Source organism: Chitinophaga sp., assembly GCF_039596155.1.
Classification (GTDB): Bacteria; Bacteroidota; Bacteroidia; order Chitinophagales; family Chitinophagaceae; genus Chitinophaga.
Genome location: NZ_JBCNKF010000042.1, coordinates 39,258 through 66,170, shown reverse-complemented (window position 1 = coordinate 66,170; position 26,913 = coordinate 39,258). Strand labels below are relative to the sequence as shown.

The window sequence follows — 26,913 nt, the reverse complement described above, 5'->3', positions numbered from 1 at the left end:
CCTATCCCTGACGGACTGCTACCTGAATGCTCGAAAATTAAATTAAGGAACCGCCGTATACCGAACGGTACGTACGGTGGTGTGAGAGGACAGTGAGGGAACTAATCCCTCACTTCCTACTCGATTGTTACCACCTTCGCCCTGGCAATCTCCCCTACCCCAAAATAAAAGCGCTTCTGCCTTTGGCAGAAGCGCTTTTATTTGATTACTTATTTTGAAGACTTACTTAATCACCTCTTTCAGCTTCGCCTCCAGCGCCTCACCTCTCAACCCGATTCCCAGAATCTTTCCGGATGGATCGAGCAACATATTGGTAGGAATAGAATTAATACCATACAAAGGCACTACCGCACTCTCCCAGAACTTCAGATCACTTACATGTGTCCAGGTCAATCCATCTTTCTGAATTGCCTCTACCCATGCTTCTTTCTTTTTATCCAATGACACACCCAGCACCGTGAAGTTTTTATCCTTGTAGGCATTAAAGGCTTTTACCACATTCGGATTCTCCATACGGCAAGGCTGGCACCAGCTTGCCCAGAAATCTACCAATACAAATTTACCTTTGAATGAACTCAGGCTGATCATCTTACCAGATGGATCTGGCAAAGAAAAATCAGGCGCTGCCTGACCTACCTGCAATGCTGTCATATTCGCATCTACATCACCAGCAGCCTGCTTCAGCATTTGTTCCAGTTTAGTTGTCAAACCGGCTACCAGTGTGTTGGTAGGGAAGTGTTTCTTTACTTCATTGATTTCTTTTTCGCTGCTCATCAATGACTGCGGATTGATCATGCTGAGCGCAAATGCAGCAACAGCAGGATTTTTAGAAGTAGTCGCCGTGTGTAATACAAAGTCTGTAACTTCTTTTTCTTTTGCCTGCAGGGCAGCAGATTTCACCTGGATGACGCTGTCTCCAACACCGCTCTTTGCAAGACTATCCAGTGCCATACTTTCTTCAGTCAGTTGACGGCTCTTGGAACTTACATCATTCAGCAATTGCTGCAGTTCAACAGAAGCTTCCGCATTCTCAAATTTTATCAGCTCCAGGTTATTCAGATCACCTGTTATATTCATGGTACCCGCATCCAGTGCCAGCAAAATAAAATGCTGCTGATCTTCACCAAAACGTATCCGATACAGCCCCTGTTCTGGGAGCATACCTTTCAGTGTGAACTTACCGCTTGCATCCTTCAGTGTCACAGAATCCACTATTTTCAGTGTATCCATAGTCAGCTCTTCCAGTATTACACTACCCAAAGGTGCATTATCAATTTTTGCATTGATCACAAAATCCCCTTTCTCGGTCTGCTGGTGACAGCCTGCCAGTACAAAACCAAAGGCTATCGCCCATAATGCTATTTTCTTCATATAGATCAGTTGTTATTTAAGTTTTTCAGCCAGCAGCTGGTTAGTGAGTTTGGGATCGGCTTTACCTTTGGATGCTTTCATGACTTCACCCACAAACAGGGCCATCAGACCTTTCTTGCCTTTGCGGAATTCTGCTACCTTATCAGGATATTTACCCAATACCTCATCAATGATTGGAGAAATATTATCTGCATTATTATCCTGCAAAAGATTGAGACGGGTAGCGATATCAAGGGGAGCAGTTTCCGGTGTCAGTAACAATTCCGGGAAGATGCGGGAAGAAGCAATGGAAAAGTTTACTTTACCATCTTCCACAAGTTGAATGAGGGCGGCCAGTGCCTTTGCCGGCAGCGGGAAAGCCGTCATATCAATACCTTTTTCATTAAGGGTGGATTTTACTGGTCCCAGTAGCCAGTTAGCCACCGCTTTGTGTTTCGGGATCAGTGTCACCACCTGTTCATAGTAGTCCGCAGTCGCTTTATCATCGCAGATCACTCTTGCATCATAATCTGAGAGACCGTATTGCTGTACATACTTTTGTACCAATGCTTCCGGAAGAGCAGGCAGAGACGCTCTGATACCATCCAGGAATTCGTCAGTAAAAGAGAATGGTGCCAGGTCTGGTTCAGGGAAGTAACGATAATCGTTTGCTTCTTCCTTGGAGCGTAAAGAGAAAGAGGTGCCGTTACCAGCATCGAAGCTGCGGGTTTCCTGTACAATCGTACCTCCTGTTTCCACCAGCGTGATCTGGCGTTTTATTTCGCCCTCCACCGCACGTTTTACGTTGCGGATAGAGTTCAGGTTCTTTACTTCTACTTTGGTGCCGAGTTGGGTGTCGCCTTTCAAACGAATAGAGATGTTGGCATCACAGCGCATGCTACCCTCTTCCATATTACCATCGCACACATCTACCCAGCGAACCAGCCGGCGGAGCACGGTAAGAAATGCATATACCTCGTCACTGCTATGCAGATCCGGTTCTGTCACTATTTCCAGCAGCGGTACACCAGCACGGTTATAATCTACCATGGTAAAGGCCGGATCCTGGTCGTGCATAGATTTACCGGCATCTTCCTCCATATGGATACGATTCAGCTTTACAGCTCTTTCACCATCGGCAGTAGGAATCATTACCCGGCCACCTATGCATATCGGTGCCGTATGCTGGGATACCTGATACCCTTTTGGCAGATCGGGATAGAAGTAGTTCTTACGGGCAAAATAGTTTTCTTTTTCAATGTGGCATTCACAGGCCAGGCCCAGCCGGATGGCATATTCTACTGCCTTCCTGTTTAGTTTGGGCAGCGTACCGGGATGTCCCAGCGTAATAGGGCTGATATGCGTATTGGGAGCGCCTCCGAAGGCAGCGCTGTCGCCACAGAATAGCTTGCTCTCTGTTTGCAGTTGGGCGTGTACCTCCAGGCCTATCACTACCTCATATTTGTCGAAATCTATACTTGCGCTCATATTAATATTATGCTGTGAACGCAAATATAAATAATGACCGGTAGAAAGGGGAATCTTTACTCTTTTGAAAAGGAATATTGAATTTTAACAAAATTTTATTAAACTTGCACCAGCAATCGTTTAACCTGTATTTCCACTTTAAAGCTATTTGCCTGTTCATTTAGCCTATATTCTTCTTCTGACACACCACGAACATTTAACCTTTTCCTGTCTTGAAGCAGTAATCAATTATTGTGTGTAGCGATTTTCGATATCGGGACTTACCATTTAACCACTTATTTATCCCTATGCTTAGCAATTAGGGGTTGGTGCCTTTTTAGTACCTTTCAAGCATGAGCATTGAAAATACTTATCAGGCACAGCAGGCCTTTTTTGCTTCCGGCGCAACAGTACCTTACGCTTATCGCCGGAAGCAGCTTAAACTGTTAAAGAAGGCCGTAAAGCGCTACGAGCGCCGTATAATGGCTGCCTTGCATGCCGATTTACACAAGCCTCCAATGGAAGCCTTCGGCAGCGAGGTAGGGCTGGTGTACGGTGAAATAAAATATTGTCTGCACAACCTTAAGCGCTGGATGCGGCCGGAAGCTGTAAGCAGCCCTTTTATGCTCTATCCTTCCAAAAGTAAGATTCATCGCGCCCCGCTGGGCCAAACCCTCATCATTGGCCCCTGGAATTATCCTTTTAGCCTCATCATCACCCCATTGATCGGTGCCATCGCCGGTGGTAACTGTGCTATTCTGAAACCCTCAGAACTGGCACCTCATACAGCCAGTGTGATCAACAGCCTCATTCAGGAAACCTTCGCCCCGGCCTACATTACTGTTGTCGATGGAGAAGGTAGTGAGGTGATTCCTGCCCTAATGCAACATCGGTTTAACCACGTGTTCTTCACAGGTAGTACCGCTGTGGGTAAAAAAATATTAGAAATGGCGGCCCCTCACCTCACACCTGTTACCCTTGAACTGGGGGGTAAGTCGCCTTGTGTGGTGGATGACAAAGTCGACCTGCAGGTAGCAGCCAGAAGGATTATCTGGGGAAAATTCTTTAATGCCGGCCAGACATGCATCGCGCCTGACTATGTATTGGTGCATGCGAAAGTAAAGGAAGCCCTCATCGCCGCCATGAAAAAAGCAATCATCAGCTATTATGGCAGTAACCCAGCTACCAGTAAAGATTACGCCCGTATTATTAACCAGAAGAGATTTGATACACTTAACAGTTACTTGTCAAAAGGAAAGATCCTGCATGGCGGAGATACAGATGCATCCACGCTGTACATCGGCCCTACCCTCATGGAAAATACAGCTATCGAAGAAGAAATCTTCGGCCCTATTCTGCCTGTTATGACTTATGAGCACCTCGGAGATGCTATTCAGTATATCAAGCAATACCCTACTCCCCTTTCACTGTACGTGTTCACAAAGAGAAGCAGTACTGAGAAGACACTCATTGAGCAGTTGAGATTCGGAGGTGGCTGTGTGAACAACGTATTAGGGCACTATACCAATGTTGAACTACCTTTTGGTGGCGTGGGAAACAGTGGTATGGGGCAATACCATGGCAAGTACAACTTCCTGACCTTTACCCATGCCAAAGCTGTAATGAAAACAGGCACCTGGTTGGATGTAAAGCTGAAATACCCCCCTTACCGGGGTTTGGGCTTCCTGAAACGATTGATGAAATAAAACAGCTCCAAACCAATCAAATCATAAAACAAACAATGCTCATAAAATGTAAAAAGAGGTTGTTCCCACTCCCGGAAACATCCTCTTTTTACTAAAGGCGGTTCGATATGCTTGCCCTATAAATCCGCTTTATGCAATTTCTTTGGTACTTTCACCTGTAGGGTCTGTAATTTCCCATCTCTCTTCACCTGTACATCAACAGTGCCTTTACTTTTGTTTTCCCTGTAAGCATTTGTCACGTCACGGGTAGAGCTAATGTCCGTTCCATTCAGGGAGGTGATAATATCTTTGGGTTTAAAACCTGCCTTTTCAGCAGCAGATCCCGGAGCCACAGCCAGTACTATAGCACCGTTACCATCTTCAGTATCCTGTACAGACAGTCCCAGTTTCACATCATTGTCACGGCGATCCTCCCAGCTGAAATTGCGAGGACCGTGCCCCTCATCATCACCGTCATTATCCCCGCGGAAGTCAAACCGCCCACCCCCGTTTGGTGGCAACATACGGAAGAAATTTTCCGGACCATCATTATCATCACGATCACCTCTGAACCCAAATTCAGGTTGCTTTCTTTCGTCCAAAGTCACGGTAACTGTACTTTCTTTCTTATCACGCAGGTAAGTGATTGTCACCTTATCGCCTGGCTCATGTGCACCAATTTTTTCAAATAACTCTTTGGGTTCCTCGATTTTATCTGCATCTACTTTGGTGATCACGTCGCCTGGTTTCAATCCGGCTTTGGCAGCAGGGCTTTCTTTGGAAACTTCCTTTACAGTAGCGCCCGCGGCCTCTTTCTTTTCAGTCAGTACACCCAGCAGTGCTCTCCCCGGACGGATATTGTTGTCAGGACCTCTACCAAAGAGCTGCATACCGCGGTGTTGTGGCATATTAAAGGCAAAGTCATTGCCATCCATCGGGCGGATCTTGCGGCGGTATACAGAGATATCCCCATCTTTATAGGATTCCAGTTTTTCGCCATCTACCAGTACATTACCGTCCTTGATTTCAACCGTTACTTTTCCGTCCTTATTGTTGTTTCTTTTGATAATGATTTCGTCATACTCACCCAGTTTATCGCCTTTGGGAGCAGGCTCCTGCGCATAGGCCATGCTAAAAGCGAGGCAGGTAAAACACACTGATGCGAATTTTTGTAAGAGCTTGTTCATGTCTTTAATGTTTTACAAAGGCAAATTTAGAGGGGGGAGATATAAAGAAAAAGTTAAAATCGACAATGGGGAAATGAAAAGCGCCCTCTGACCAGAGGGCGCTTTGAGGAAGATTCTTAGAGTATTTCTTTAACAGCTTTGATTACCTGATCCAGCTTGTCAGTTTCCTGGCCACCGGCAGATGCGAAGGATTTCTGGCCCCCGCCGCCTCCTTTGATGAGGCCGGAAATTTTTTCCTTGATAATCTTAGGTGCTTCCAGCCCTTTTTCGGCTACCAGGTTGTCAGCGATCATTACCGCTACGTTAGCTTTACCACCTACGTTGGCCGCAAATACGAATACGTAGTCAGTCAGCTCGGTCTTCAGCTGGAAACATAGCTGCTTCAGGGCATCAGCGTTATTTACATGTACAACACTACCGATGAAGTTGACACCATTTACTTTTTCAGCAGCAGGCAACAGACTGGCAGCGAGTTGTTTTACTTTTTCCTGTTCCAGTACTTCCAGTTGCTTTTCCAGACCAGCCTTGTCAGCGATCAGGGAGTCAACAGCCTTCACCAGTTCTTTTGGATTTTTCAGGGCTGCTCTTACTTCTTTCAGCTGTTGCAGTTGTTCATTGACATACGCCAGTGCATGAGCGCCGGTTACACCTTCAATACGGCGTACTCCCGCAGCTACCGCACCCTCGGAAAGAAATTTGAATAGACCCAGTTCACCGGTGCTGCCAATGTGCGTACCACCACAGAACTCTACAGAGTAGTTGGGATCCATAATCACCACGCGTACAATATCGCCGTACTTTTCGCCAAACAGGGCCATCGCACCCAGTTTCATTGCTTCTTCTTTCGGCAGTTCCTGTATCACTACAGGTATGTTGGCACGGATCTTTTCATTCACAATATCTTCGATCTGAGCCAGTTCTTCATCGGTCACTTTTGCAAAGTGCGAGAAGTCGAAACGCAGGGATTCCGGATTTACCAGAGAGCCTTTCTGTGCTACGTGAGTACCTAATACCTGGCGCAGTGCTGCATGCAGCAGGTGGGTAGCAGAGTGGTTCAGGGTTGTCTGCTGACGTTTATCTTTATTGATAGTGGCAGTAACAGTCGTGTTGATGGTAGCAGGCAGCTTATCAGTGAAATGAACGATCAGGTCGTTTTCTTTTTTGGTATCGGTTACGCTGATCTTTTCACCATTGAAATCCAACGTACCGGTGTCACCTACCTGACCACCACTTTCAGCATAGAAAGGAGTCTGGCTCAGTACCAGCTGGTATTGTTCCTTACCTTTAGCTTTGATCTTACGGTATTTGGTGACCTTGGTCTGGGTTGTATCCAGTGAGTAGCCTACGAAGGTGGTACCACTGTCTTCAAGAATGGTCCAGTCGCCCATATCCAGTTCAGTTGCTGCGCGGGAGCGATCTTTTTGCTCCTTCATGGCAGCTTCAAAGCCTTTTTCATCCACACTATAACCTCTTTCCGATGCAATCAGATTGGTCAGATCGAAGGGGAAGCCATAGGTATCTAGCAGTTCAAACGCAGTTTTACCATCAATAGCTTTAGCAGCAGCGTTAGTGGTCATGATATCTTCAATACGGCGGATACCACTATCCAGGGTGCGGAGGAAGTTATTTTCTTCTTCGAAGATCACTTTCTTCACAAAGTCCACCTGCTTTTGCAGTTCAGGGAACACCGTCTCAAATTGTTGTGCCAGTACAGGTACCAGTTCATGCAACAATGGTTTTTTATAATCCAGGTAAGTGAAGTAATATCTTACAGCTCTGCGCAGAATGCGGCGGATTACATAACCAGCGCCGGTATTGGATGGGAGCTGATCATCGGCAATGGTAAAGCAGATAGCGCGGATATGGTCTGCAAGCACACGGAAGGTCACATCCTTTTTGCTATCAGAAGCTTCATATGTAGCACCGGTCAGTTTTTCAATAAAACCGATCGTACCGGAGAATACGTCAGTGTCGTAGTTAGAGAATTTACCCTGGATGACGCGTACCAGGCGTTCAAAGCCCATACCTGTATCCACATGCTTAGCTGGCAGTGGTTCCAGGCTCTTGTCTTTCAGGCGGTTGAACTGCATAAATACGTTGTTCCAGATCTCAATCACCTGTGGATTATCTTTGTTCACAAGCGTCGCTCCATCTACCAGCTTCCTTTCGTCATCAGGACGGCAGTCTACGTGAATTTCAGAACAAGGACCGCAGGGACCGGTATCTCCCATTTCCCAGAAATTATCTTTCTTATTTCCAAGCAGAATGCGATCTTCCGCAATATGTTTCTTCCAGAAGTCGTATGCCTCCTGGTCCTTTTCCAGGTTCTCTTTCTTATCTCCTTCAAATACAGTTACATATAAACGGTCTTTCGGCAGTTTATATACTTCAGTGAGCAATTCCCAGCTCCATGCAATGGCTTCTTCTTTGAAGTAGTCACCGAAACTCCAGTTACCCAACATTTCGAACATAGTATGGTGGTAGGTGTCTATACCTACTTCCTCCAGGTCATTGTGTTTACCGCTTACGCGAAGGCACTTCTGCGTGTCCGCGACCCTTGACCAGGCAGGAGTTTGATTACCCAGGAAGTAGTCCTTGAACTGGTTCATACCTGCGTTGGTGAACAGCAGGGTGGGGTCGTTCTTAACCACGATAGGAGCGGATGGCACTACATGGTGCCCTTTGGATTTAAAAAACTCCAGGAATTGCCGGCGAATCTCGGAAGCAGTCATAAGTATTTGAAAAAATTAGTATGTATTATAATTTTGTGTCACCTAAATGGCTTTAATTTGTATTTTAAGCCAACAAGAGGTGTTTAGAAAATTGACACTCAAAAGATTGCCCTTTTAGTCTAATTCCCTTAGGTTTGCACACCCTGCCGCATAAGCGAAAGGAGTGCAAAAATATTGAAAAAGTCAGAATGGCGAAGAATTACTGAAAAGCCGCTCCCAACTTCATCCTCATTGTCTGAATAGCCCCCCAGAAAGAATTTACTACTGCTGTTAAAGCATAAGCCCGGCACATGAAGAAGGTTAAATACTTTTATAATACTCAGACGCTCAAGTACGAAAAACTCGTAGTATCGCTGCGCGTCAAGGTATTACGTATCCTAGGATTTGTTTCAGCCGCCATTGTCACAGGATTTATTTTTCTATCCATATCTTATAAAGTCTTGGACTCCCCCAAAGAGAAAAACCTGCGCCGTGATCTGGAAGTGATGAACGAAAAATATGAGGAAATGCAAGGCCGCATGAAGGAAGTCAAATCCCAGCTGGCCGAACTGGAACACCGCGACAATGAGATTTACCGCGTCATATTTGAAGCCTCCCCGATCCCGGATAGTACCAGGGCCGGCAATATGGCAAAGGAAGAAGAACTCACCCAGATGGCCTCTTTCTCCAGCAGCGAAATCATTGCCAGTACCGGGTCCCTGCTCCAGGAACTGGTACATCGTATTAGCATTCAGGCTAAATCTTACGAAAAGATCGATGACCTGGTGAAGAATAAACAAAAAATGCTCGCGTCTATCCCGGCCATTCAGCCAGTGTCCAACAAGGACCTGAAGCGTATCGCTTCCGGTTTCGGATACCGGATCGATCCTATTTACAAAACTGTAAAGTATCACTCGGGACTTGACTTCGCCGCGCCCGCAGGTACCCCCATCTACGCCACCGGCGATGGTGTGGTGGAAGAAGCCAGCATGAGCGACGTAGGATATGGTAACCATGTAGTTGTAAATCATGGCTATGGGTACAAAACCCGCTATGGTCATATGCTCAGGATAAAAGTTAAGGCAGGCACCACCGTAAAACGCGGCGATGTACTCGGTTGGGTGGGAAGTACAGGTAAATCTACAGGCCCTCACTGCCACTACGAAGTGGAAAAGAACGGAGATAAGGTAGATCCCGTGTATTTCTTCTTCAACGACCTGTCTCCGGAAGAGTTTGACAGAATGCTGAAGATAGCAAGGTCCGGCAACCAATCATTCGACTAATAAATCCAATTCTTTCGAACAGATACCTGGAAAATCCGCCTCTGCTTCAGACAGGGGCGGATTTTTTAAGTATTACATACAGTCTCTTATTTTCGCATGCAATGCCGGAAAAATTCCCAGATACTTCACTAATGCCGGGAATGAATGGCTTGTAGCCGGTTTTAATTTCGAAATGAGTCACTGCCACTCCCCCGGAATTTTGTAATTTGGTATCCATATAATGGATATGATGCAACAGCTGGATCTATTTTCTAACCTGGAACCTAAAAAACCAGACCCTGCGCCCCCGCCAGTTCCTGAAAAGGAACCCGAGCCGGTGCCGCAGCAGAAACCAGTTGTGGAGCGACCTAAGATGGCAGAGATCAACGACTTACCAAACATGCCCAGCAGGATACAGGTACAGCTACCTCCTGATATACCACCACCCCTGGCGGTATCCAGCCAGTCTGTGACTGCTTCCCAGCCTCCCCAGAAGAAACGGGGACGCAAATCACTGAAAGAAGTGTCCGACGACCCCGATCTGATCAAGACATTGGAAACAGTGCCGCTGGATAAACAATACTACTCCATTAGTGAAGTAGCAACGATGTTCAAAGTAAATACATCGCTGATACGCTATTGGGAAAACGAATTCGATATACTACAACCCAAAAAGAATAGAAAAGGTGATCGCTTGTTCCGACAGGAAGATATCCAACACCTGAAACTGATCTACCATCTCTTGCGTGAGCGTAAGTACACGATCGAAGGCGCAAAGCAAAAGTTAAAAGAAGATCGTAAATTGGCAGCCCGTAATTTTGAAATGGTACAGGCTTTGCTGAAAGTAAAGGGATTTTTAACCGAACTGAAGGAACAATTATAAAAAAAAGTTATGCGATTGAAATTAATTCTCATGGGGGCATGCCTCCTGCTCGCCACAACATTATCTTATGCACAATCCACTGCTTCTAATGGAAGGAAGATTTTGAAAGGCAAGATTGAAATGAAAACATTGATGAATGATAGCGATATGGCATGGTTCTACGCTGGTGTAAACAAGTATCAGCCGAACGACAGAATGCTTGCTTATATCAAGGATAACCGCGGCAAATTCAATGTAGTAGCGATAATAGGTACCTTCGACGATGATAGCCGTCGCCTGTTGCCCGCCCTCTATAAGATCATGATACTGGCAGGTAGCCCCGATGAACAAATCCTCACTTATGGCGCTGACGAGAAATTGCAAACCGGTGCACAGGTAGGTTACCAGGCCAAAAAACTGCCTACCTTCATCATAGTGCGTGACGGTAAAGAACTGGGACGCATATCCGGAGATCTGGAAGATACACTCGAAGGTGATATCGCTAAAATCCTGCTCAAAGCAAACAGAAAAGATAAAGATTGATATAGACTGAAATAATAAAAAAGCCGTCTCGTTAATTTGAGACGGCTTTTTTTATGCACAGTGGATAACTTATTTCTCGTTAATTTCCACCTTCGTACTGGATAATTTAACACCGTGCTTTTCCAATATATTGATAAACCCAAGGTTCAATTCGCTACGCAACTGATTGTAAGGTACCCCCTCTATCACATTGGTGAGATATATCACCTGGATCACGAAAGTATCCTTCGTAAAATCATTGAGGTTGACAATAAAACCATCCGCTACCTTTTCCTGCTGTTGCAACAAAGCTTTGATATCCTGCAATACTTTCAGCAAACTATCCGCAGGGGTATCACCCGCTACCTCCAGCCTGAACGCTGCCCTCTGCTGCGTACGCAGCGAAATATTGTCCAGGATACTATCCACCATTTTCTTATTAGGCACCGTTACAAAAGTCTTGTCCTGCGTGCGGATACGGGTACTGCGCAAACCAATCTTTTCTACCGCACCCTGATAAGCATCCACCTTCACCGTATCTCCCACACGGAAAGGCTTGTCAAAAAAGATAATGAAAGAACAGATCAGGTTCTCGATACTCTCCTTGGCTGCCAGGGCAAGGGCCGCTGCACCTATTCCAAGACCCGCAATTATTTTGTTGACAAGCACCGCTCCAAATAGTATGCGGATAAAGGCAATCGCGCCAAAAATAAAAACGATCGCTTTGAAGAAATCCCGGAAAAAGACAATAAACTGGTTGTCCGTCTTGTCGTGTAGCAGATCCGCACTCTTACTGATCATCAGCGATACAAAATCGATCACACGCAGAATGATCCAGATAATAGATACAGTGAGCGCAAGCTCCAGCAATGTACCCAACACCGACTTCAGGCTAAATCCATTGTAAATCGTGATGTTTAGCTCCGGCGGAAAGTTCAGGTGGTCAATAGTCAGCATGAAGGCAACCAACAGGAAGAAATACTCCAATGGCCGCAACAGCATGTGGGAAAATTCCTGTTGACCAATATCAGGCGCCCACTTCCTGACTTCTTTGAAAAGGAGGTTGGCCAGCCATTGTGAAAGATACCGCTTGATCATGGACACAAACAGTAACACAAAAGCCAGAATAAAGTAATTCTGTATAGGGTTGCCAAGGATAACCTTGTCGAGCATGTTGTTCATATTATGCGAAATTACAATATTAGTGTATTCTTCGGCTTCCCTTATCAGTAATAACTATTACACCCGGTTGTTTTCCCTTTTCAAAACTACCATATCGGGCATTGATCCCCAATGCCCTGGCCCCGTTCAGCGTGGCCCATTGCAGTATTTCCTCCAATGGGATCTCCGGAAAATGCGTGCGTATGGCCTGTATCTCTTCCCAGATAGATAACTGGTGATTGGATGCCAGGCTATCCGTACCCAGGGCGATCGTACAGCCTTCACTGCGTAGCAACCCAATATCCGGCAAACGGTTTTCTATATACAGGTTGGCCAATGGGCATAAACACCAGTAGGCTGCAGGGGCATGCAGTTTTGTAAATTGTACATCCTCTTTCGTAGAAAAAGTGTTGTGTACAAGTATGACCGGCAGGTGCTTGAAATAGGGTAACCATGCAGGTAAACTGGTACCTCCTGTTGGCTCAAATGCAGATGCATCCATGCCGAAATGCTGGTAAAAATCCAGAAAGGCCCCGGTTTTATTCTTATATAATTGATTTTCAGCTGCGGTTTCCTGGTTGTGAATACTGATAGGCATATTGTCCGGCATCACGGAAAGCAATGAAAAAAGTGCCTTGCTCACCGAATAAGGAGCATGTGGTACTACAGAACAGGCATGCATATGATCATTCAAACGCCTGAACTGCTCCAGTACAGAAAGGCTGTAATCCAGCCTGCTCTGCGCTGCCCCTGGTACAAAGCCCATTGTTTCTACAAACGAATGGTAATAAATAGGTGCCCCCTGTTTTTGTTCGAGCGTGGCTGTGCCATTACAAATATCTCCAATTGCGGAAATCCCGCTCTCCCACATCGCCTCCGCAGCCGTTTTCATCGCTTCGGCATCCTGTGCCCCTCTTTTTTCCATTACCTGTGTCAGGAAAGCAGGCAAACCCGTGCCTTCCGGAATCACCCCTTTCATATGAGACAGTTCCAGGTGACAATGGGTGTTGACAAACCCCGGGCTGATGATTCCTTCCAATTCCTGTACACCGTCCCCGGCGAGTTCTGCGGGCACTATATCCACTACAGTGCCGTCTTCAGACAGGATCAGCACATTGTTCCCAGGTAATATTTTCCGCCCGTCAAAGACGGCTGTTCCTTTAAATTTTAGCTGTTGGGTCATAATTATCCTAAAGATGTTAATTTTGCCGGCAATTGATAAGTCGACAAGTCACCGACCATTCAACAAAGATAATTATGATAGATAAACTAGAAGCGATTAAAGGCCGGTTTGAACAGGTCTCCCTTGCACTTACCAACCCCGAAGTAGTGAGCGACAACAAGCAGTTCAGCAAACTGAGCAAGGAGTACCGTCAGCTGGAAAAGATCGTGAAAGCCTACGATACTTACATGAAACTGCTGGACAGCATTGCCTTTAACAAGGAAGTGCTGGAAAGCGGAGATGAAGAAATGAGGGAACTCGCCAAAGAAGAAACCGAAGCGCTGGCCAATCAGAAAATTGAGCAGGAGGAAAACATCCGCAACCTGCTGATACCAAAAGATCCACAGGATGAAAAGAATGCGATTCTTGAAATCCGTGGTGGTACAGGTGGTGATGAAGCAGCCCTCTTTGCCGGAGACCTACTGCGTATGTACCTGCGCTTTTGTGAACTAAAAGGCTGGACCACTAACATTATGAGTGAAACCCCTGGTTCTGTGGGTGGATATAAAGAGGTCGTTGTGGAAGTGAATGGGGACGACGTATATGGTACCCTGAAATTCGAATCAGGCGTACACCGCGTACAACGCGTTCCTGCTACAGAAACTTCCGGCCGTGTCCATACTTCTGCTGCTACAGTGGCGATCCTGCCCGAAGCTGAGGAAGTGGATGTGGATGTAAGAGAAGCAGACATCAAGATGGATACATTCCGTTCATCTGGTGCGGGTGGTCAGCACGTAAACAAAACTGAATCTGCAGTACGTTTAACACACATTCCTACCGGGGTGGTCGTAGAATGCCAGGAAGGACGCAGTCAACACTCTAACCGCGATATCGCTATGAAGATGTTGCGTACCCGTATCTACGAAGCAGCAGTACGTAAGCACGAAGACGCCATTGCTTCACAACGTAAGAGCCTTGTATCTACAGGTGACCGCTCCGCCAAGATCAGGACTTACAACTACCCACAAGGTAGGGTAACAGATCACCGTATCGGGATGACCGTGTATAACCTGGACGCTTTTACGAACGGCGATATCGAGGAGATGCTGAAAGCGTTACAGTTTGCGGAAAACGTAGAAAAAATGAAGATGGGTAGCTAAGCTACAGGTAATAATCATTCAACATGAGGAACGCTTTTGCCAGGTTGGTAAAAGCGTTTCCATTTGTACTGGAGCGCAGTCATTTTTTCACCGGCCCTGCTCTGCCATGTGTAACCTTTTTACCAGTAGCTGAAGTTTTAAACATTGGTAATTAGTCTTACATTTGTTTTTTCAATAATACTTATAGTCATGTCTGCCTTGGTTTACCAAATCTGGCAGCATATTTGCCTCGTATCTTTCAGTAATAAATATTCGTACAATGAAAAGAATCAGTCCTATCGTAGCAGTAGTATTGTCTGCCACCATGTTATTTAGCTGTAGCACCTGGAATGGAATGAACAACACCCAAAAAGGCGCGGCCATCGGTGTAGGTGGTGGTGCAGCCACAGGTGCAGTAATCGGTAAAGCCGCAGGTAACACTGCCCTTGGCGCTATCATCGGTGCTGCCGTAGGTGGTGGAGCTGGTGTACTGATCGGGAAAAAAATGGATAAACAGGCACAGGAAATCAAAACAACCGTACCAAATGCTACCGTTGAGCGTGTTGGTGAAGGTATCAATGTAACTTTCAACTCAGGTGTTCTCTTTGGATTTGATAAATCCGACCTGACCCCCGCTGCTCAATCAAACATCCAGCAGCTGGCTACCATCCTCAATAAGTATCCTGACACCTACGTACGTGTAGAAGGTCACACAGATACTACCGGTACAGATGCCTACAACTATGCACTCTCCGAAAGACGTGCAACCGCTGTAGCTAACTACCTGAAAACTCAGAATGTAGCTGCCAACCGTATCCAGACTTATTGGTATGGTTCTAAACAACCTGTAGTACCTAATACAACAGATGCTAACAGAGCCAAGAACCGTCGTGTGGAATTCGCAATCTATGCGAACGATAAGATGAAGCAGGATGCACAGAAAGAGTCAGGACAATAATAGGATTTCCTTCATACACATATAAATGAAGAGAGCCTGTATCTTATCCAGATACAGGCTCTCTTCATTTAGTAAATTACATTACTTTTTCAACCACCACTTCCGTACAAATAAGAAAGCAATAATTCCGCATATTGCACCGATTGAATCAGCTAAAGCATCCATCATATCAAAGCTGCGTTCAACCGCCCAGTATTTCTGAATGAATTCTATTGCAAGGCCATAAAATGAAGCCACCAGCCAAAATAGCGTCAGTGTCAGTATGGATATATGCCCCTTGCTTCTGTAATAGCCTATACATAATAAAAGCACTGTACAGCCAAACAATCCCAGGTGAACGATCTTATCCATATGTATCTTTTCAAAGAAGGGATTACTGGGAATATCTCTTCCGGGTAAAGTACATAAATAAAGTACCAGCAATATCCATAATATAGCAGGCCAATAGTATCTGATAATCCTCATCGCTGGCACGTCTGAATGTTTTTAAGGTGAATATTAATAATCATAAAGGTATAAGGTTCAAAAGTCGTTCCCAACTTTAGCACCTTATACCTTTACTTTTTTAAGCTTTTATTAAGTATTGTACTTATTCGCCAACAAGTGCACTATAGGCAGCTGCATCCAGCAGACCAGCTACATCTGCAGGATTCTTAACTGTCATCTTGATCATCCAGCCATCGCCGTATGGATCAGAGTTCACCAGATCCGGAGATGCATCCAGCTCTGCGTTGATTTCATTTACAGTACCAGCTACTGGCAGGAACAGGTCAGACACTGTCTTTACTGCTTCCACAGTACCGAATACTTCTTCTGCATCCAGTGATTTACCAACAGTAGGAATGTCTACAAATACGATATCTCCCAGTTCACGCTGAGCGAATTCAGTGATACCGATAATCGCTGTATTACCTTCCAGTAACACCCATTCGTGATCTTTGGTGTAACGCAGATTTGACGGAAAATTCATGGCAAGTTTGATTTTAGGGGGTAAAATTAAGGAAAACCTAAAAGAACAAAAATTTCTTCACCACTCTTATCTTCATCGGCACATCTTCCAGTGGCCTGTCATTTCCATCTGTCTTCATTCCTGCAATCTTATCAATCACCTCTAATCCTTCCACAACCTGTCCGAATACTGTGTAGCTTTGGTCCAACTGTGGCGTACCTCCATACTTCTTGTAGTACTCCCGCTGGTCTACAGGGATCTTCCTCCCTCCCAGCCGGCCTCTCTCCAGTTTATCCAATTCTTCATCTGTCCACACTTTTCCCTGCACAATGTAGAACTGACAACCAGAACTGGCCTTCGCCGGATTGTTATCTCTCGCTGCCGCCAGCGCACCTTTTTTATGGAACAGGTTCAGCTGAAACTCAGCCGGGATGGTATAATTCACATCTCCATTACCCAGCATCGCTCCCTTTGCCGCATGCTTTGACTCAGGATCGCCACCCTGTATCATAAAGCCCCTGATCACTCTGTGAAATAACGTGCTGTCATAAAAGTGATGCCTGGCCAGCCTGATAAAATTATCTCTATGCCTGGGAGTAACGTTATACAGTTCTATCACCATGGTACCATAGGGTGTAATGATCTTTACCTTCCGGTTTTTAGCAGCCATAGCGGGTAGTGTGAGTATTAAACACACAAAGAGGAGCCATCGTTTCATGGGGGGGTATGATTATTTTAGAGTTGTTTGCGCATCAGCCAGTCAGTATCTTCCTGATTACCCATCATGAAGATATGACTGCCAAATTTCTCAAAGCCGTTCTTCTCGTAGAAATGATAAGCTTTTGTATTGTACTCCCAAACCCCGAGCCAGATCGTCTTTATGCCATGCCGGACCGCTACTTCCTGTGCATAATCTAATAAGAACTGTCCGGCCTTCATACCCTGAAATGCTTTCAGTACATAGATCTTTTCAAGCTCCATTACCGGATCAGGGGCAAGGGGACCATTATGATCCGGCTGCTTGTGTAAGTTGAGTTTCAGGAAACCCGCCGGAGAAGTACCTTCGTACAGAATGTAATATAAACAGCCAGGGGCCGCCATTTCAGCTGTCAATGCCTTTTTGGACTTTTTCTCCTCCATAAAAGCGTTAAAATCCGCCGGGTTGTATTGATGAACAAATGTTTCAGTAAACGTCCGCTGCTCAAGCATCACCAGCAAATCAAGCAACTCAGTAGAAACGGGCACAACGTGTAATGATGTATCCATAGCCAGGGTGTGTAGTTTATATCAGGAAGGATTTTATCGTCCCTCCTGATCATCAAAGTATGCAATAATATGCTCCTGCAAAAATCTTTCCTGTTCCGGCATACTCATTTTGGGTACAGACTGTGCTTCTTTGAAGTGAGGCCAACCATCTTTGTCGTATCCCTCCAGTTCAAAATATCCACTTTGACTCAATAAAGTACATGTCGCCACATGCATCAGGTCCTGCTTCTGTTCCTTGGTGAACTTCTTTTTCATGTGCCCCAGTTCCTGTATGCCTATCAAAAATAGTATTGCTTCCATATTAGGAGTCTTCCCAAAACGCGCTGTGAGCATATCCAGCACCCTTTTCCATTGCTGCTCAAATTCCTCCGCCATTTTATAATGATTTAATTATGAACCTTCTATCCCTGCAAATGTACGTTATAAAAAAAGATGATATAAATATGCTGCGGCTTTATTAATTTGGGGCTCACATACGTGATTTATAGTGCAAGGATTACAGATTAAGAAATGTATGTATTTGAGAACCATATCGTAATTTCTAAATTTTAATTTGTAATCCTATTCTTAACAGCATTTTAACGGCCATATCAGCTTGTCTGACAGTGTTTTCCTGGCAGAAAGTTTTACTTTAGCAAACTTGTAAATTATAAATAAGCATGGAGAATACTTCGTATGATATCCGTCAACTAAATGAAAAAATCCATCAGGCGAGTGCATTTGTAGACCTGCTGAACCTGGAATTGGGCAAAGTCATTGTAGGACAGCGTTACATGGTGGAAAGATTATTGATTGGACTGCTGGCTCAAGGCCACGTATTGTTGGAAGGTGTACCCGGTCTGGCAAAAACCCTGTCCATCAAATCCCTGTCTTCTGCCATTAATGGTAAATTCAGCCGTATCCAGTTTACACCGGATCTGCTACCTGCAGATGTGATCGGTACTATGATATACAACCAGCAAAAGAATGAATTTGTGGTAAGACGCGGTCCTATCTTCGCCAACTTTATCCTGGCAGATGAGATCAACCGTGCCCCCGCAAAGGTGCAGAGTGCCCTGCTGGAAGCCATGCAGGAAAAACAGATCACCATCGGTGATAATACGTTCAAACTGGAAGAACCCTTCCTGGTACTGGCCACCCAGAACCCTATCGAACAGGAAGGTACTTACACACTGCCTGAAGCACAGGTAGACCGTTTCATGCTCAAAGTGGTGATCGGCTATCCTACCAAGGAAGAAGAACGCATGATCATCCGCCAGAACCTGAATCCTCAGCCTTCTCAGAAGATCAACCCTATCATTCAGCCTGCCGACATCATGAAGGCACGTGACCTGGTACGTGAAGTGTACATGGATGAAAAGATCGAACGCTATATCCTCGATATCGTATTCGCTACCCGTAATCCGGAAGAATATAAACTGCAGAAACTGAAACCACTCATCGCTTATGGTGGCTCTCCAAGAGCGAGCATCAACCTGGCGATGGCTGCCAAAGCTTACGCTTTCATGAAGCGCCGTGGTTATGTTATTCCTGAAGACGTTCGTAGCATTTGCTTTGACGTAATGCGTCATCGTGTAGGACTTACCTACGAAGCAGAAGCTGAAAACGTGACCAGCGAGAACATCCTGAGCGAAATTCTGAATGCTGTAGAAGTACCTTAATCGGCCCCCCTGTAGCAAACAGTTTTGTTAAAAGTTAATGTACAACCGGTGGATACTGCAGAAATACTTAAGAAGGTTAGACAGATAGAGATCAAGACCAAAGGTCTCTCCAATCACATCTTTGCAGGCGAATATCACAGCGCCTTCAAAGGTCGTGGTATGTCTTTCAGTGAAGTGCGCGATTACCAGGTGGGCGATGATGTGCGGGCGATCGACTGGAACGTAACCGCCCGTTTAAATCACCCCTTCATCAAGGTTTTTGAGGAAGAACGCGAGCTCACCGTAATGCTGCTGGTCGATGTGAGCGAAAGCTCCCTGTTCGGTACCGTACGGCAGAACAAACGGAGTATGATGACGGAGCTCTGCGCTGTACTGGCCTTCTCCGCTATCAAGAACAATGATAAAGTAGGTGTGATCTTCTTCAGCGACGGTATGGAAAAATATATCCCGCCTAAGAAAGGTAAATCCCATATCCTGTTTATCATCCGCGAGCTGCTGTCCTTTACACCAACCCGCAAAGGCACTAATATCAGGGAAACCCTGCGTTTCTTCAACAACGCTGCTAAGAAAAAAAGCATCGTATTCATGCTGAGCGACTTCCTGACCGGCGACTACCAGGATGCACTGAACATCGCCGCCAAACGCCACGATGTGGTAGGAGTACATGTGTATGACCAGCGTGACAAAGAACTGCCACCTGTAGGACTCATACAGATGCAGGATTCTGAAACGGGTGCACGCCAATGGGTAGATGCTGCTGACAAACAGGTGCAGCAGTATTACACCCAACAGTTTCAGCAGCACGTACAATATTGCCGCAATTCCTTCAAGAAAAGCGGTGCAGACCTGATCAGCATCCGTACAGATGAAGATTATGTAAAGGCGCTACGTGGCTTCTTTACAAACAGGTGATCGTTCAAAGATGAGCAAATTAACATGGGTAAACAGATCATAGTTAAAACACTTATTTTATTTGTAATGCTGGGTTGTGGGCTTGCTGCGCAGGCCCAGGTGCAGGTGAGCGCACGTGCAGACACCGATAGGATACTGATAGGTGAGCAGATTAAACTCGTATTGTCAGCTACTATACCTAACCAGGGTGCCGGCAATGTAGTCTTCCCTCAGTTACCCGATTCCTTCACCCACTGGGAAGTCGTAAGCCGTACCGGCCTGGATACTGCTGTATCCAATGGTAACAAGGTACTACAGCAAACCCTTGTGCTTACCAGCTTTGACAGTGGTGGATGGTACATCCCTTCCCTGAAATTTGATGTGTTGAATAACGGTGGGGTCACTGACTCTGCCTTCACCGATTCGCTGCGCATAGAAGTAGGTACCGTTGAGGTAGATACTACCAAAGCTTTCAAACCTATTAAAGGAATACGCACTGTCGCCTGGAACTTCTGGGATTACTGGCTGTACTTCGCTATCGGAATCACAGTGCTTATTATAGGTATTGGTGTAGGGGTTTACCTCCGCAGCCGTCCTAAAAAAGATGTGGTAAAACCAGCGCCTCCCGCTGTGCCTCCTTACGAGGCAGCCTTGCTGGCACTGAAACAACTGAAAGAAGAGAAGCTGTGGCAACAGGGAGATGTGAAGCAGTATTATACCCGCATCACCGATATCCTCCGCGCTTACTTCGAACAGCAATTCAATATCCCTGCCCTGGAGCAAACCAGCGAAGAATTGTTACAACATATCAAACCCGTGACGATCCTGAACCAGCAGCGCGACAGGTTGAGAGACCTGCTCAATGTAGCTGACCTGGCAAAGTTTGCTAAGCTGACCCCGACACCTGAAGAGCATGAAAGGGCACTGTCACAGGCATTTGAAATTTTGGAGTGGACAAAGCCCGCTGCAGAGAGAGCAAAAGAGGTCGAGAAGGGAAATGATGCAGGGAAAACTGAAGGAGCAGGCAACTAACTTGAACCAGGAAATTATTATTGATACATGGATTTTTCAGTCTGGAAAAATATTGAATTTGCCCACCCTGCCTACTTTGGCTTGCTGGTGCTGGTGCCTGTAATGATCTACTGGCATTACGCTAAGCAGCAAAAGCAACAGGTGGCTATGGATATGTCTTCCCTTCAGGGATTGAAGGGACTGCCGGTATCCTGGAAGGTGCGGTTCCGCCCCCTCCTGCTGATACTGCGCCTGCTGGCGTTTAGTGCGCTGGTAGTGGCATTGGCAAGACCACAGACAAGCAATACTTCTGAAAGTATAGACAGCGAAGGGATCGACATCGTGTTGGGTATAGATATCTCAGGTAGTATGCTGGCCGAAGACTTACAGCCAAACAGGTTGGAAGCGGCCAAAAAAGTAGCCAACGATTTCGTGGATCGCCGCATCAGCGACCGTATCGGCCTGGTGATCTTTTCCGGTGAAAGCTTTACACAATGCCCCATCACCACAGACCACGCTGTATTAAAAAACCAGATCGCTGCTATCAAAAGTGGTATGCTGCAGGATGGTACAGCCATCGGCATGGGTTTGGCTACAGCCGTAGACCGTCTTCGTAACTCCAAAGCAAAGAGCAAGGTGATCATCCTCCTCACAGATGGTGTGAATAACGTAGGGCTGATCGATCCGCTCACTGCCCTGGAAATCGCAAAAGCCTTCAAGACCAGGGTGTATACTGTGGGAGTAGGTACCATTGGAAAGGCGCCTTTTCCAATGACAATGCCGGACGGCAGTATACAGATGGCCATGCAGGATGTACAGCTGGACGAACCTCTCATGAAAAAGATCTCTACAGAGACCGGTGGTAAATACTTCCGGGCTACGAACAACAAAGACCTGGAAGGCATTTACAACGAGATTGACAAATTGGAAAAAACCAAAGTGGAAATCACTTCCTATAAAAGATTTGCAGAGCATTTCTTCCCGTTTGCCATGCTGGCGCTCGCTTGCATGCTGCTGGAAGTAGTATGCCGGTATACCATATTCAGGAGCCTGCCGTAAAGCAAGGCCTATCAAAAGAGCTGTCTGCGGCCCGTGCTATAGACAACTCCCTGCAAAAAACTCGCTTCAGCCAAGGGTAGAAGCGAGTTTTTTGTATTTTTACACCCTCTTAATTTCAAAACTTAGCATTTGCAGGCATTAATCTACAGATCTACCGGTAGCTGGTATACCGTAAAAACCACCGATACCGGCGAAACTTTTCAGGCGCGCATCAAAGGTGTACTGAAGCTGGATGAGGATATTACCTCTACCAATCCCATAGCCGTAGGCGATATCGTAGAGATCGTTCCTGAAGAGGGCGATGCCAATGCAAAGAATGCGATGATCACGGATATCGCTCAGCGACGTAACTATATTGTACGTAGCTCCCCACATAAAAAAGGAAATGCGAAACACATTGTGGCAGCAAACCTGGATCAGGCCATGCTCATCTGCACGGTAAAAGAACCAAGAACCTCCAATGGCTTCATGGACCGTTTCCTGGTGACAGCGGCAGCCTATCACATTCCGGTAACGCTGGTGTTTAATAAAAGAGATATTTACAAAGAAAAGGAGATTGACAGGTTCGCTGAATTAGCGGCCCTGTACGAAGATATTGGCTATACCGTGAAGCTGGTGTCTGCTGCCACCGGAGATGGCGTAGAAGAACTGGAGGCGATGATGAAAGATAAAACTACCCTGATGTCCGGGCATTCCGGTGTAGGAAAATCGTCATTGATCAACCGGTTGTTGCCCGGCCTGGACTTACGTACAAAAGCGGTGAGCGGCTGGAGCGGGAAAGGGTTACATACCACTACCTATGCGGAAATGTATGATCTGCCTATAGGTGGTAAATTGATCGATACCCCCGGCGTAAGGGAGTTTGGAATTGTAGATATTGAAAAGCCGGAACTGTCGCATTACTTCCTGGAGATGCAGCCTTATCTGTCACAGTGCCAGTTTAATAACTGCTTACATATCAATGAACCTGGTTGTGCGGTGAAAGCGGCCGTGCAGGCGGGAGAAATAGATCCGGAAAGGTATATCAGCTATGCTACCATCCTGGAATCCATACAGGACGACGATTACTGATCTAGTGCCTGTTCTTTTTATGATGCTTCCCCTGCATCTCATCCAGTATCTTCTCAGCACCCCAGTTACTCCTGGGCTGCGGACAGCCTGTCTTCCTTGTTCTACAGGAACTAAACCCCATCAGGACCAGCACGAACATGCAAGTAAAGTATGTACGTATCATTAGAATACCCTGTTAGACATTTGTTTGGAAGAATGCTTATTCTGCTTCACATTCCTGTTAGAATAGTAATTGCTGCTGGGACAGCCTTTTTGCTCTGACTGACAGCTGATAGCCATAATGCTACCCAGCACAAGGAGTACGATTAATTTCTGCATAGGGTAAGGATATTAAATGCAAGATAATTAAAATATGTCACTTATGTGTTATGCATTTGCGGAGCTTGGGGCATAGGCATCCTACGCTCAGCGGGTTTTGCACCGGGCAAAGCCTGTTAAGCTGCTAAACTGATCAACAACTACTTACTTCCCTTCTTCCGGCAAGTCCTTGAACCAGCTGGAATACATGTTGTAATTATTGGCGATCCTGTCGATCTCGCCACTGATCAATGACTCACTGATATTCTTCACTTTCTTTGCAGGCACCCCGGCGTAAATGGCGCCGGCTTCCACCTGTGTATTTTCCAGCACTACAGCGCCGGCAGCGATGATAGTATTACTCCCGATATGCACATTGTCCATCACAATAGCGCCCATCCCGATCAGCACATTGTCTTCCACCGTACACCCATGCACAATCGCATTGTGGCCAATAGACACGCTGTTGCCGATAATGGTCTTTGTCTTCTCGTAAGTACAGTGAATACATGCACCGTCCTGTACATTGACTTTATTGCCCATGCGGATGCTGTTTACATCCCCCCTGATCACAGCATTGAACCAGACGCTGCACCCCTCACCCATGATCACATCACCAACGATCGTCGCATTCGGGGCAATAAAACAATCTTTTCCCATTTCAGGCATGACTCCTTTTACCGGCAGTATGTATGGCATTTCCTTATATTTTGCCGGCAAATTACCACTTACTATTGATTTAAATAATGCTGCGGATCAGGTATACTTATTAATACGCAGGGGCATATCATTTTCGTATTTTTGCGGGCAAATGAATAACAGGCAACTTTTTTTAAGACACGTAGCGCAATTGTCAGACGCGCCGTTGGGAATAGAGATGGTGAAGGCATCAGGCATGTACATGTGGGATGTGGACGGCAAGAAAATATTGGACCTGATAGCAGGAATCAGTGTGTGTAATGTAGGGCATTGCCATCCTGCAGTCGTAAAGGCGATACAGGACCAGGCAGCCACTTATATGCACTTATTGGTATATGGAGAACTGGTGCAGTCACCTCAGGTAGCATTTGCTACTTTGCTCACACAGCACCTGCCTGCCACGCTGGATAGTGTATACTTTACGAATTGTGGATCTGAAGCCGTGGAAGGAGCGATGAAACTGGCGAAGCGTTTTACCGGCAGAACTGAGATAATTGCATTCGAAAATAGTTATCATGGTTCCACACAGGGAGCTATGAGCATCATGGGAGATGAAGCATGGCGGAATGCATATCGCCCTTTATTACCCGATATACAGCATTTGAAGTACAATACCTGGGAAGCAATAGAACGCATTACAGAAAGGACAGCCTGTGTGATAGCGGAAACTGTACAGGCAGAAGCCGGTGTGATCGTACCTTCGCAGGATTGGATGAAAGCCCTCCGGGAAAAATGTACCCAAACCGGTACCCTGTTAATCCTGGATGAAATCCAGTGCGGCCTGGGTAGAAACGGCTCTCTCTTTGGCTTTGAACAATTTGATATCGTGCCTGATGTGCTCCTGCTGGGCAAGGCATTAGGTGGTGGAATGCCCATGGGCGCTTTCATTGCCAACAAAGAGATCATGTGGACCCTCACGAACAATCCTGTTTTAGGCCACATGACTACCTTCGGCGGACATCCGGTAATCTGTGCAGCTGGTATGGCGGGTTTCAAAGTATTGCTGGAAGAAAAGCTGACAGATACTGTAAAGGCCAAAGAAGCCCTGTTCCATAAGTACCTTCAGCATCCCGCTATCAAAGCTATCCGCTCACAGGGTTTAATGATGGCTGTCGAACTCGAAAGCTTCGCGACAAACAAAAAAGTGATCGACGCCTGTATAGAAAAAGGCCTGATGACTGACTGGTTCCTGTTCGCACCACAATGTCTCCGTATCGCTCCTCCCCTCATCATCACTGAAGACGAAATCAAATTCGCCTGCGATACCATACTGTCAGTTTTGAATACTGTTGCATAATACAACCGGAACATAAAACCGTTCCCTTCCCCCAGTCGAAAATCGGGCTGGGGGAGTCTTTCTCAAAAAAATACCAATAAAATCTTTTTGTAATTCCAACCGAAATATTAACTTTGAATTCCAAAGTACTTTAGTATGACCGATCAGCAACACCTGAACACCCTTAGCGACATCAAGCGAATCATGGATCGCAGCAGCCGTTTCATCTCTCTCAGCGGGTTAAGCGGTGTATGTGCGGGCATCTCCGGTCTTGTAGGTGCTGCATTTGCCTATAGCTGGATTCATGACTATTATATCAGATGGGAAACTTCCGGCATCTTCGACAAAGAAGATTTCAACATACTAAAAATCAAACTCACCATTCTCGGACTCATCGTAATGGGCGTTGCCCTGGCTGGTGGCACTTATTTCACCTGGCGTAAAGCCAGGAAAGACGGTCTCCCCATCTGGGACAAAACCTCCCGCAACGTTTTTTACAGTGGGCTCATCCCCATGGTAGCCGGTGCAGCTTTCATTGCCGGAATGGTTTACAATAATCTGGAAGTACTGGTGGCACCTGCCTGCCTCCTTTTCTACGGACTGGCATTGGTCAACGCCAGTAAGTATACATTCAGAGATATCAAATACTTTGGGATCGCTCAAATCATACTGGGGATAATCAATGTTTTCTATTTGCGCCGCGGGCTGTATTTTTGGGCCTTCGGTTTTGGTGTGCTACACATCGTTTACGGCGCAATGATGTGGTGGAAGTATGAACGCAATGCACCGGAAGAGTAAGCTCCTGCTACCGGCATTGCTGAATTCGTGAAAGCAGTTATGCATGGCCGGCTCAGAAGGCCAGCTCCTTCTGAAAAAACAAGGCTTTAATTATTGAACTTTTGAATCTGGTAAGTAGTGGCGATAAACAATCCCATAGGTAATCTGAATAAAATCTTTGACAGCAGGATCCGTCTTGGCGTCATGAGCATACTTGTCGTCAATGAAGAGGTCAGCTTCAACGATCTCAAACAGATGCTGGAACTCACCGATGGCAACCTTGCCTCCCACCTGAATACGCTGGAGGAAAATGGGTACCTCAAAGTCCACAAAGGCTTCATTGGCCGAAAAACAAATACAACCTATCAAATCACCAAAGCCGGTGAAAAAGCCTTCAAAGGACACCTCGCCGCGCTTGAAAATATGATTCGCTCTATCGAGTAATTTTTTTTATCCCTATACTTTGAAATGCAAAGTACTTTAAAATAAA

General features: G+C 45.9%; 28 protein-coding genes. 14 read left to right on the top strand and 14 right to left on the bottom strand.

The genetic code is table 11. The features are described 5' to 3' along the window. Window positions 1-222 precede the first annotated feature (222 nt). Together ABDW33_RS28625 and gatB are read right to left on the bottom strand one after the other, a co-directional pair. Complete coding sequence (locus ABDW33_RS28625; protein WP_343693517.1) at window positions 223-1,371, bottom strand: TlpA disulfide reductase family protein; 1,149 nt, start codon at window positions 1,369-1,371, stop codon at window positions 223-225. A 12-nt stretch (window positions 1,372-1,383) separates the two neighbouring features. Further along, window positions 1,384-2,838 (bottom strand): Asp-tRNA(Asn)/Glu-tRNA(Gln) amidotransferase subunit GatB, encoded by a 1,455-nt coding sequence (gatB, locus tag ABDW33_RS28620; RefSeq protein WP_343693516.1) that lies wholly within the window; start codon window positions 2,836-2,838, stop codon window positions 1,384-1,386. A gap of 332 nt (window positions 2,839-3,170) precedes the next feature. On the opposite strand from gatB, the gene ABDW33_RS28615 reads away from it, so the two are divergent. After that, entirely contained in the window at window positions 3,171-4,523 is a 1,353-nt protein-coding gene (locus ABDW33_RS28615; RefSeq protein WP_343693515.1) for an aldehyde dehydrogenase, read from the top strand. Window positions 4,524-4,639: 116 nt separating this feature from the next. Here ABDW33_RS28615 and ABDW33_RS28610 read toward each other — a convergent pair whose 3' ends face one another. Both ABDW33_RS28610 and alaS read right to left on the bottom strand, forming a co-directional pair. Beyond that, window positions 4,640-5,689, bottom strand: a complete 1,050-nt coding sequence (locus tag ABDW33_RS28610; protein WP_343693514.1) for a PDZ domain-containing protein — start codon at window positions 5,687-5,689, stop codon at window positions 4,640-4,642. 116 nt (window positions 5,690-5,805) lie between these two features. Further along, a complete protein-coding gene (alaS, locus tag ABDW33_RS28605) occupies window positions 5,806-8,421 on the bottom strand; it encodes an alanine--tRNA ligase (protein WP_343693513.1) in 2,616 nt (871 codons plus the stop codon). A gap of 290 nt (window positions 8,422-8,711) precedes the next feature. On the opposite strand from alaS, the gene ABDW33_RS28600 reads away from it, so the two are divergent. The 3 genes from ABDW33_RS28600 (at window position 8,712) to ABDW33_RS28590 (ending at window position 11,067) form a co-directional block, all read left to right on the top strand. Continuing rightward, window positions 8,712-9,683: a M23 family metallopeptidase gene (locus tag ABDW33_RS28600; RefSeq protein WP_343693512.1), complete on the top strand. Its 972-nt coding sequence runs from the start codon at window positions 8,712-8,714 to the stop codon at window positions 9,681-9,683. A 226-nt stretch (window positions 9,684-9,909) separates the two neighbouring features. Continuing rightward, on the top strand, window positions 9,910-10,545 hold the full coding sequence (locus ABDW33_RS28595; protein ID WP_343693511.1) for a MerR family transcriptional regulator: 636 nt from the start codon (window positions 9,910-9,912) through the stop codon (window positions 10,543-10,545). Window positions 10,546-10,554: 9 nt separating this feature from the next. Then, window positions 10,555-11,067 carry a hypothetical protein gene (locus tag ABDW33_RS28590; RefSeq protein WP_343693510.1) on the top strand — a complete coding sequence of 171 codons (513 nt, stop codon included), beginning with the start codon at window positions 10,555-10,557 and terminating at the stop codon, window positions 11,065-11,067. A gap of 69 nt (window positions 11,068-11,136) precedes the next feature. On the opposite strand, the gene ABDW33_RS28585 is transcribed toward ABDW33_RS28590, so the two are convergent. Together ABDW33_RS28585 and ABDW33_RS28580 are read right to left on the bottom strand one after the other, a co-directional pair. Further along, entirely contained in the window at window positions 11,137-12,228 is a 1,092-nt protein-coding gene (locus ABDW33_RS28585) for a mechanosensitive ion channel domain-containing protein (RefSeq protein WP_343693509.1), read from the bottom strand. Between the two features lie 19 nt (window positions 12,229-12,247). Then, on the bottom strand, window positions 12,248-13,390 hold the full coding sequence (locus ABDW33_RS28580; RefSeq protein ID WP_343693508.1) for an amidohydrolase family protein: 1,143 nt from the start codon (window positions 13,388-13,390) through the stop codon (window positions 12,248-12,250). 74 nt (window positions 13,391-13,464) lie between these two features. Here ABDW33_RS28580 and prfA point away from each other — a divergent pair, with 74 nt between their 5' ends. Both prfA and ABDW33_RS28570 read left to right on the top strand, forming a co-directional pair. Then, window positions 13,465-14,529, top strand: a complete 1,065-nt coding sequence (gene prfA / locus ABDW33_RS28575; RefSeq protein WP_343693507.1) for a peptide chain release factor 1 — start codon at window positions 13,465-13,467, stop codon at window positions 14,527-14,529. Between the two features lie 259 nt (window positions 14,530-14,788). After that, entirely contained in the window at window positions 14,789-15,466 is a 678-nt protein-coding gene (locus ABDW33_RS28570) for an OmpA family protein (protein ID WP_343693506.1), read from the top strand. A gap of 81 nt (window positions 15,467-15,547) precedes the next feature. Here ABDW33_RS28570 and ABDW33_RS28565 read toward each other — a convergent pair whose 3' ends face one another. From ABDW33_RS28565 to ABDW33_RS28545, 5 genes are all read right to left on the bottom strand, one after another. Continuing rightward, window positions 15,548-15,817, bottom strand: coding sequence for a VanZ family protein (locus ABDW33_RS28565; protein WP_343693505.1), 270 nt, complete (start codon window positions 15,815-15,817; stop codon window positions 15,548-15,550). Between the two features lie 238 nt (window positions 15,818-16,055). After that, window positions 16,056-16,436, bottom strand: a complete 381-nt coding sequence (gene gcvH / locus ABDW33_RS28560; RefSeq protein ID WP_343693504.1) for a glycine cleavage system protein GcvH — start codon at window positions 16,434-16,436, stop codon at window positions 16,056-16,058. A 37-nt stretch (window positions 16,437-16,473) separates the two neighbouring features. After that, window positions 16,474-17,133 carry a peptidylprolyl isomerase gene (locus tag ABDW33_RS28555; protein ID WP_343693503.1) on the bottom strand — a complete coding sequence of 220 codons (660 nt, stop codon included), beginning with the start codon at window positions 17,131-17,133 and terminating at the stop codon, window positions 16,474-16,476. A gap of 17 nt (window positions 17,134-17,150) precedes the next feature. Further along, window positions 17,151-17,681 carry a GNAT family N-acetyltransferase gene (locus ABDW33_RS28550; RefSeq protein WP_343693502.1) on the bottom strand — a complete coding sequence of 177 codons (531 nt, stop codon included), beginning with the start codon at window positions 17,679-17,681 and terminating at the stop codon, window positions 17,151-17,153. Window positions 17,682-17,714: 33 nt separating this feature from the next. Further along, complete coding sequence (locus ABDW33_RS28545) at window positions 17,715-18,056, bottom strand: hypothetical protein (protein WP_343693501.1); 342 nt, start codon at window positions 18,054-18,056, stop codon at window positions 17,715-17,717. Window positions 18,057-18,340: 284 nt separating this feature from the next. Between ABDW33_RS28545 and ABDW33_RS28540 the strand changes: the two genes are divergently transcribed. From ABDW33_RS28540 to rsgA, 5 genes are all read left to right on the top strand, one after another. After that, complete coding sequence (locus tag ABDW33_RS28540; protein ID WP_116852763.1) at window positions 18,341-19,342, top strand: MoxR family ATPase; 1,002 nt, start codon at window positions 18,341-18,343, stop codon at window positions 19,340-19,342. Window positions 19,343-19,366: 24 nt separating this feature from the next. Beyond that, entirely contained in the window at window positions 19,367-20,254 is an 888-nt protein-coding gene (locus ABDW33_RS28535) for a DUF58 domain-containing protein (protein ID WP_343693500.1), read from the top strand. A 24-nt stretch (window positions 20,255-20,278) separates the two neighbouring features. Next, window positions 20,279-21,265 (top strand): hypothetical protein, encoded by a 987-nt coding sequence (locus tag ABDW33_RS28530; protein WP_343693499.1) that lies wholly within the window; start codon window positions 20,279-20,281, stop codon window positions 21,263-21,265. 27 nt (window positions 21,266-21,292) lie between these two features. After that, complete coding sequence (locus tag ABDW33_RS28525; protein ID WP_343693498.1) at window positions 21,293-22,303, top strand: VWA domain-containing protein; 1,011 nt, start codon at window positions 21,293-21,295, stop codon at window positions 22,301-22,303. Window positions 22,304-22,432: 129 nt separating this feature from the next. Then, on the top strand, window positions 22,433-23,374 hold the full coding sequence (gene rsgA, locus ABDW33_RS28520; protein WP_343693497.1) for a ribosome small subunit-dependent GTPase A: 942 nt from the start codon (window positions 22,433-22,435) through the stop codon (window positions 23,372-23,374). A gap of 1 nt (window position 23,375) precedes the next feature. Here the strand turns inward: rsgA and ABDW33_RS28515 are convergent, their stop codons facing one another. The 3 genes from ABDW33_RS28515 to ABDW33_RS28505 form a co-directional block, all read right to left on the bottom strand. Continuing rightward, the gene (locus ABDW33_RS28515; RefSeq protein ID WP_343693496.1) at window positions 23,376-23,537 is read right to left on the bottom strand and encodes a hypothetical protein; all 162 of its coding nucleotides are present in this window, start codon (window positions 23,535-23,537) and stop codon (window positions 23,376-23,378) included. Next, window positions 23,537-23,692 carry a hypothetical protein gene (locus ABDW33_RS28510; protein ID WP_343693495.1) on the bottom strand — a complete coding sequence of 52 codons (156 nt, stop codon included), beginning with the start codon at window positions 23,690-23,692 and terminating at the stop codon, window positions 23,537-23,539. The genes ABDW33_RS28515 and ABDW33_RS28510 overlap by 1 nt, the downstream gene beginning before the upstream one ends. A 144-nt stretch (window positions 23,693-23,836) precedes the next feature. After that, window positions 23,837-24,370 carry a gamma carbonic anhydrase family protein gene (locus ABDW33_RS28505; protein ID WP_343693494.1) on the bottom strand — a complete coding sequence of 178 codons (534 nt, stop codon included), beginning with the start codon at window positions 24,368-24,370 and terminating at the stop codon, window positions 23,837-23,839. Window positions 24,371-24,482: 112 nt separating this feature from the next. Here ABDW33_RS28505 and ABDW33_RS28500 point away from each other — a divergent pair, with 112 nt between their 5' ends. The 3 genes from ABDW33_RS28500 to ABDW33_RS28490 all read left to right on the top strand — a co-directional run bounded on the left by ABDW33_RS28500 (window position 24,483) and on the right by ABDW33_RS28490 (window position 26,867). Then, window positions 24,483-25,667 carry an aminotransferase class III-fold pyridoxal phosphate-dependent enzyme gene (locus tag ABDW33_RS28500; RefSeq protein ID WP_343693493.1) on the top strand — a complete coding sequence of 395 codons (1,185 nt, stop codon included), beginning with the start codon at window positions 24,483-24,485 and terminating at the stop codon, window positions 25,665-25,667. A 135-nt stretch (window positions 25,668-25,802) separates the two neighbouring features. Beyond that, a complete protein-coding gene (locus ABDW33_RS28495) occupies window positions 25,803-26,444 on the top strand; it encodes a hypothetical protein (protein WP_343693492.1) in 642 nt (213 codons plus the stop codon). Window positions 26,445-26,561: 117 nt separating this feature from the next. Next, on the top strand, window positions 26,562-26,867 hold the full coding sequence (locus ABDW33_RS28490; RefSeq protein ID WP_343693491.1) for a transcriptional regulator: 306 nt from the start codon (window positions 26,562-26,564) through the stop codon (window positions 26,865-26,867). The last annotated feature ends 46 nt before the right edge of the window (window positions 26,868-26,913 follow it).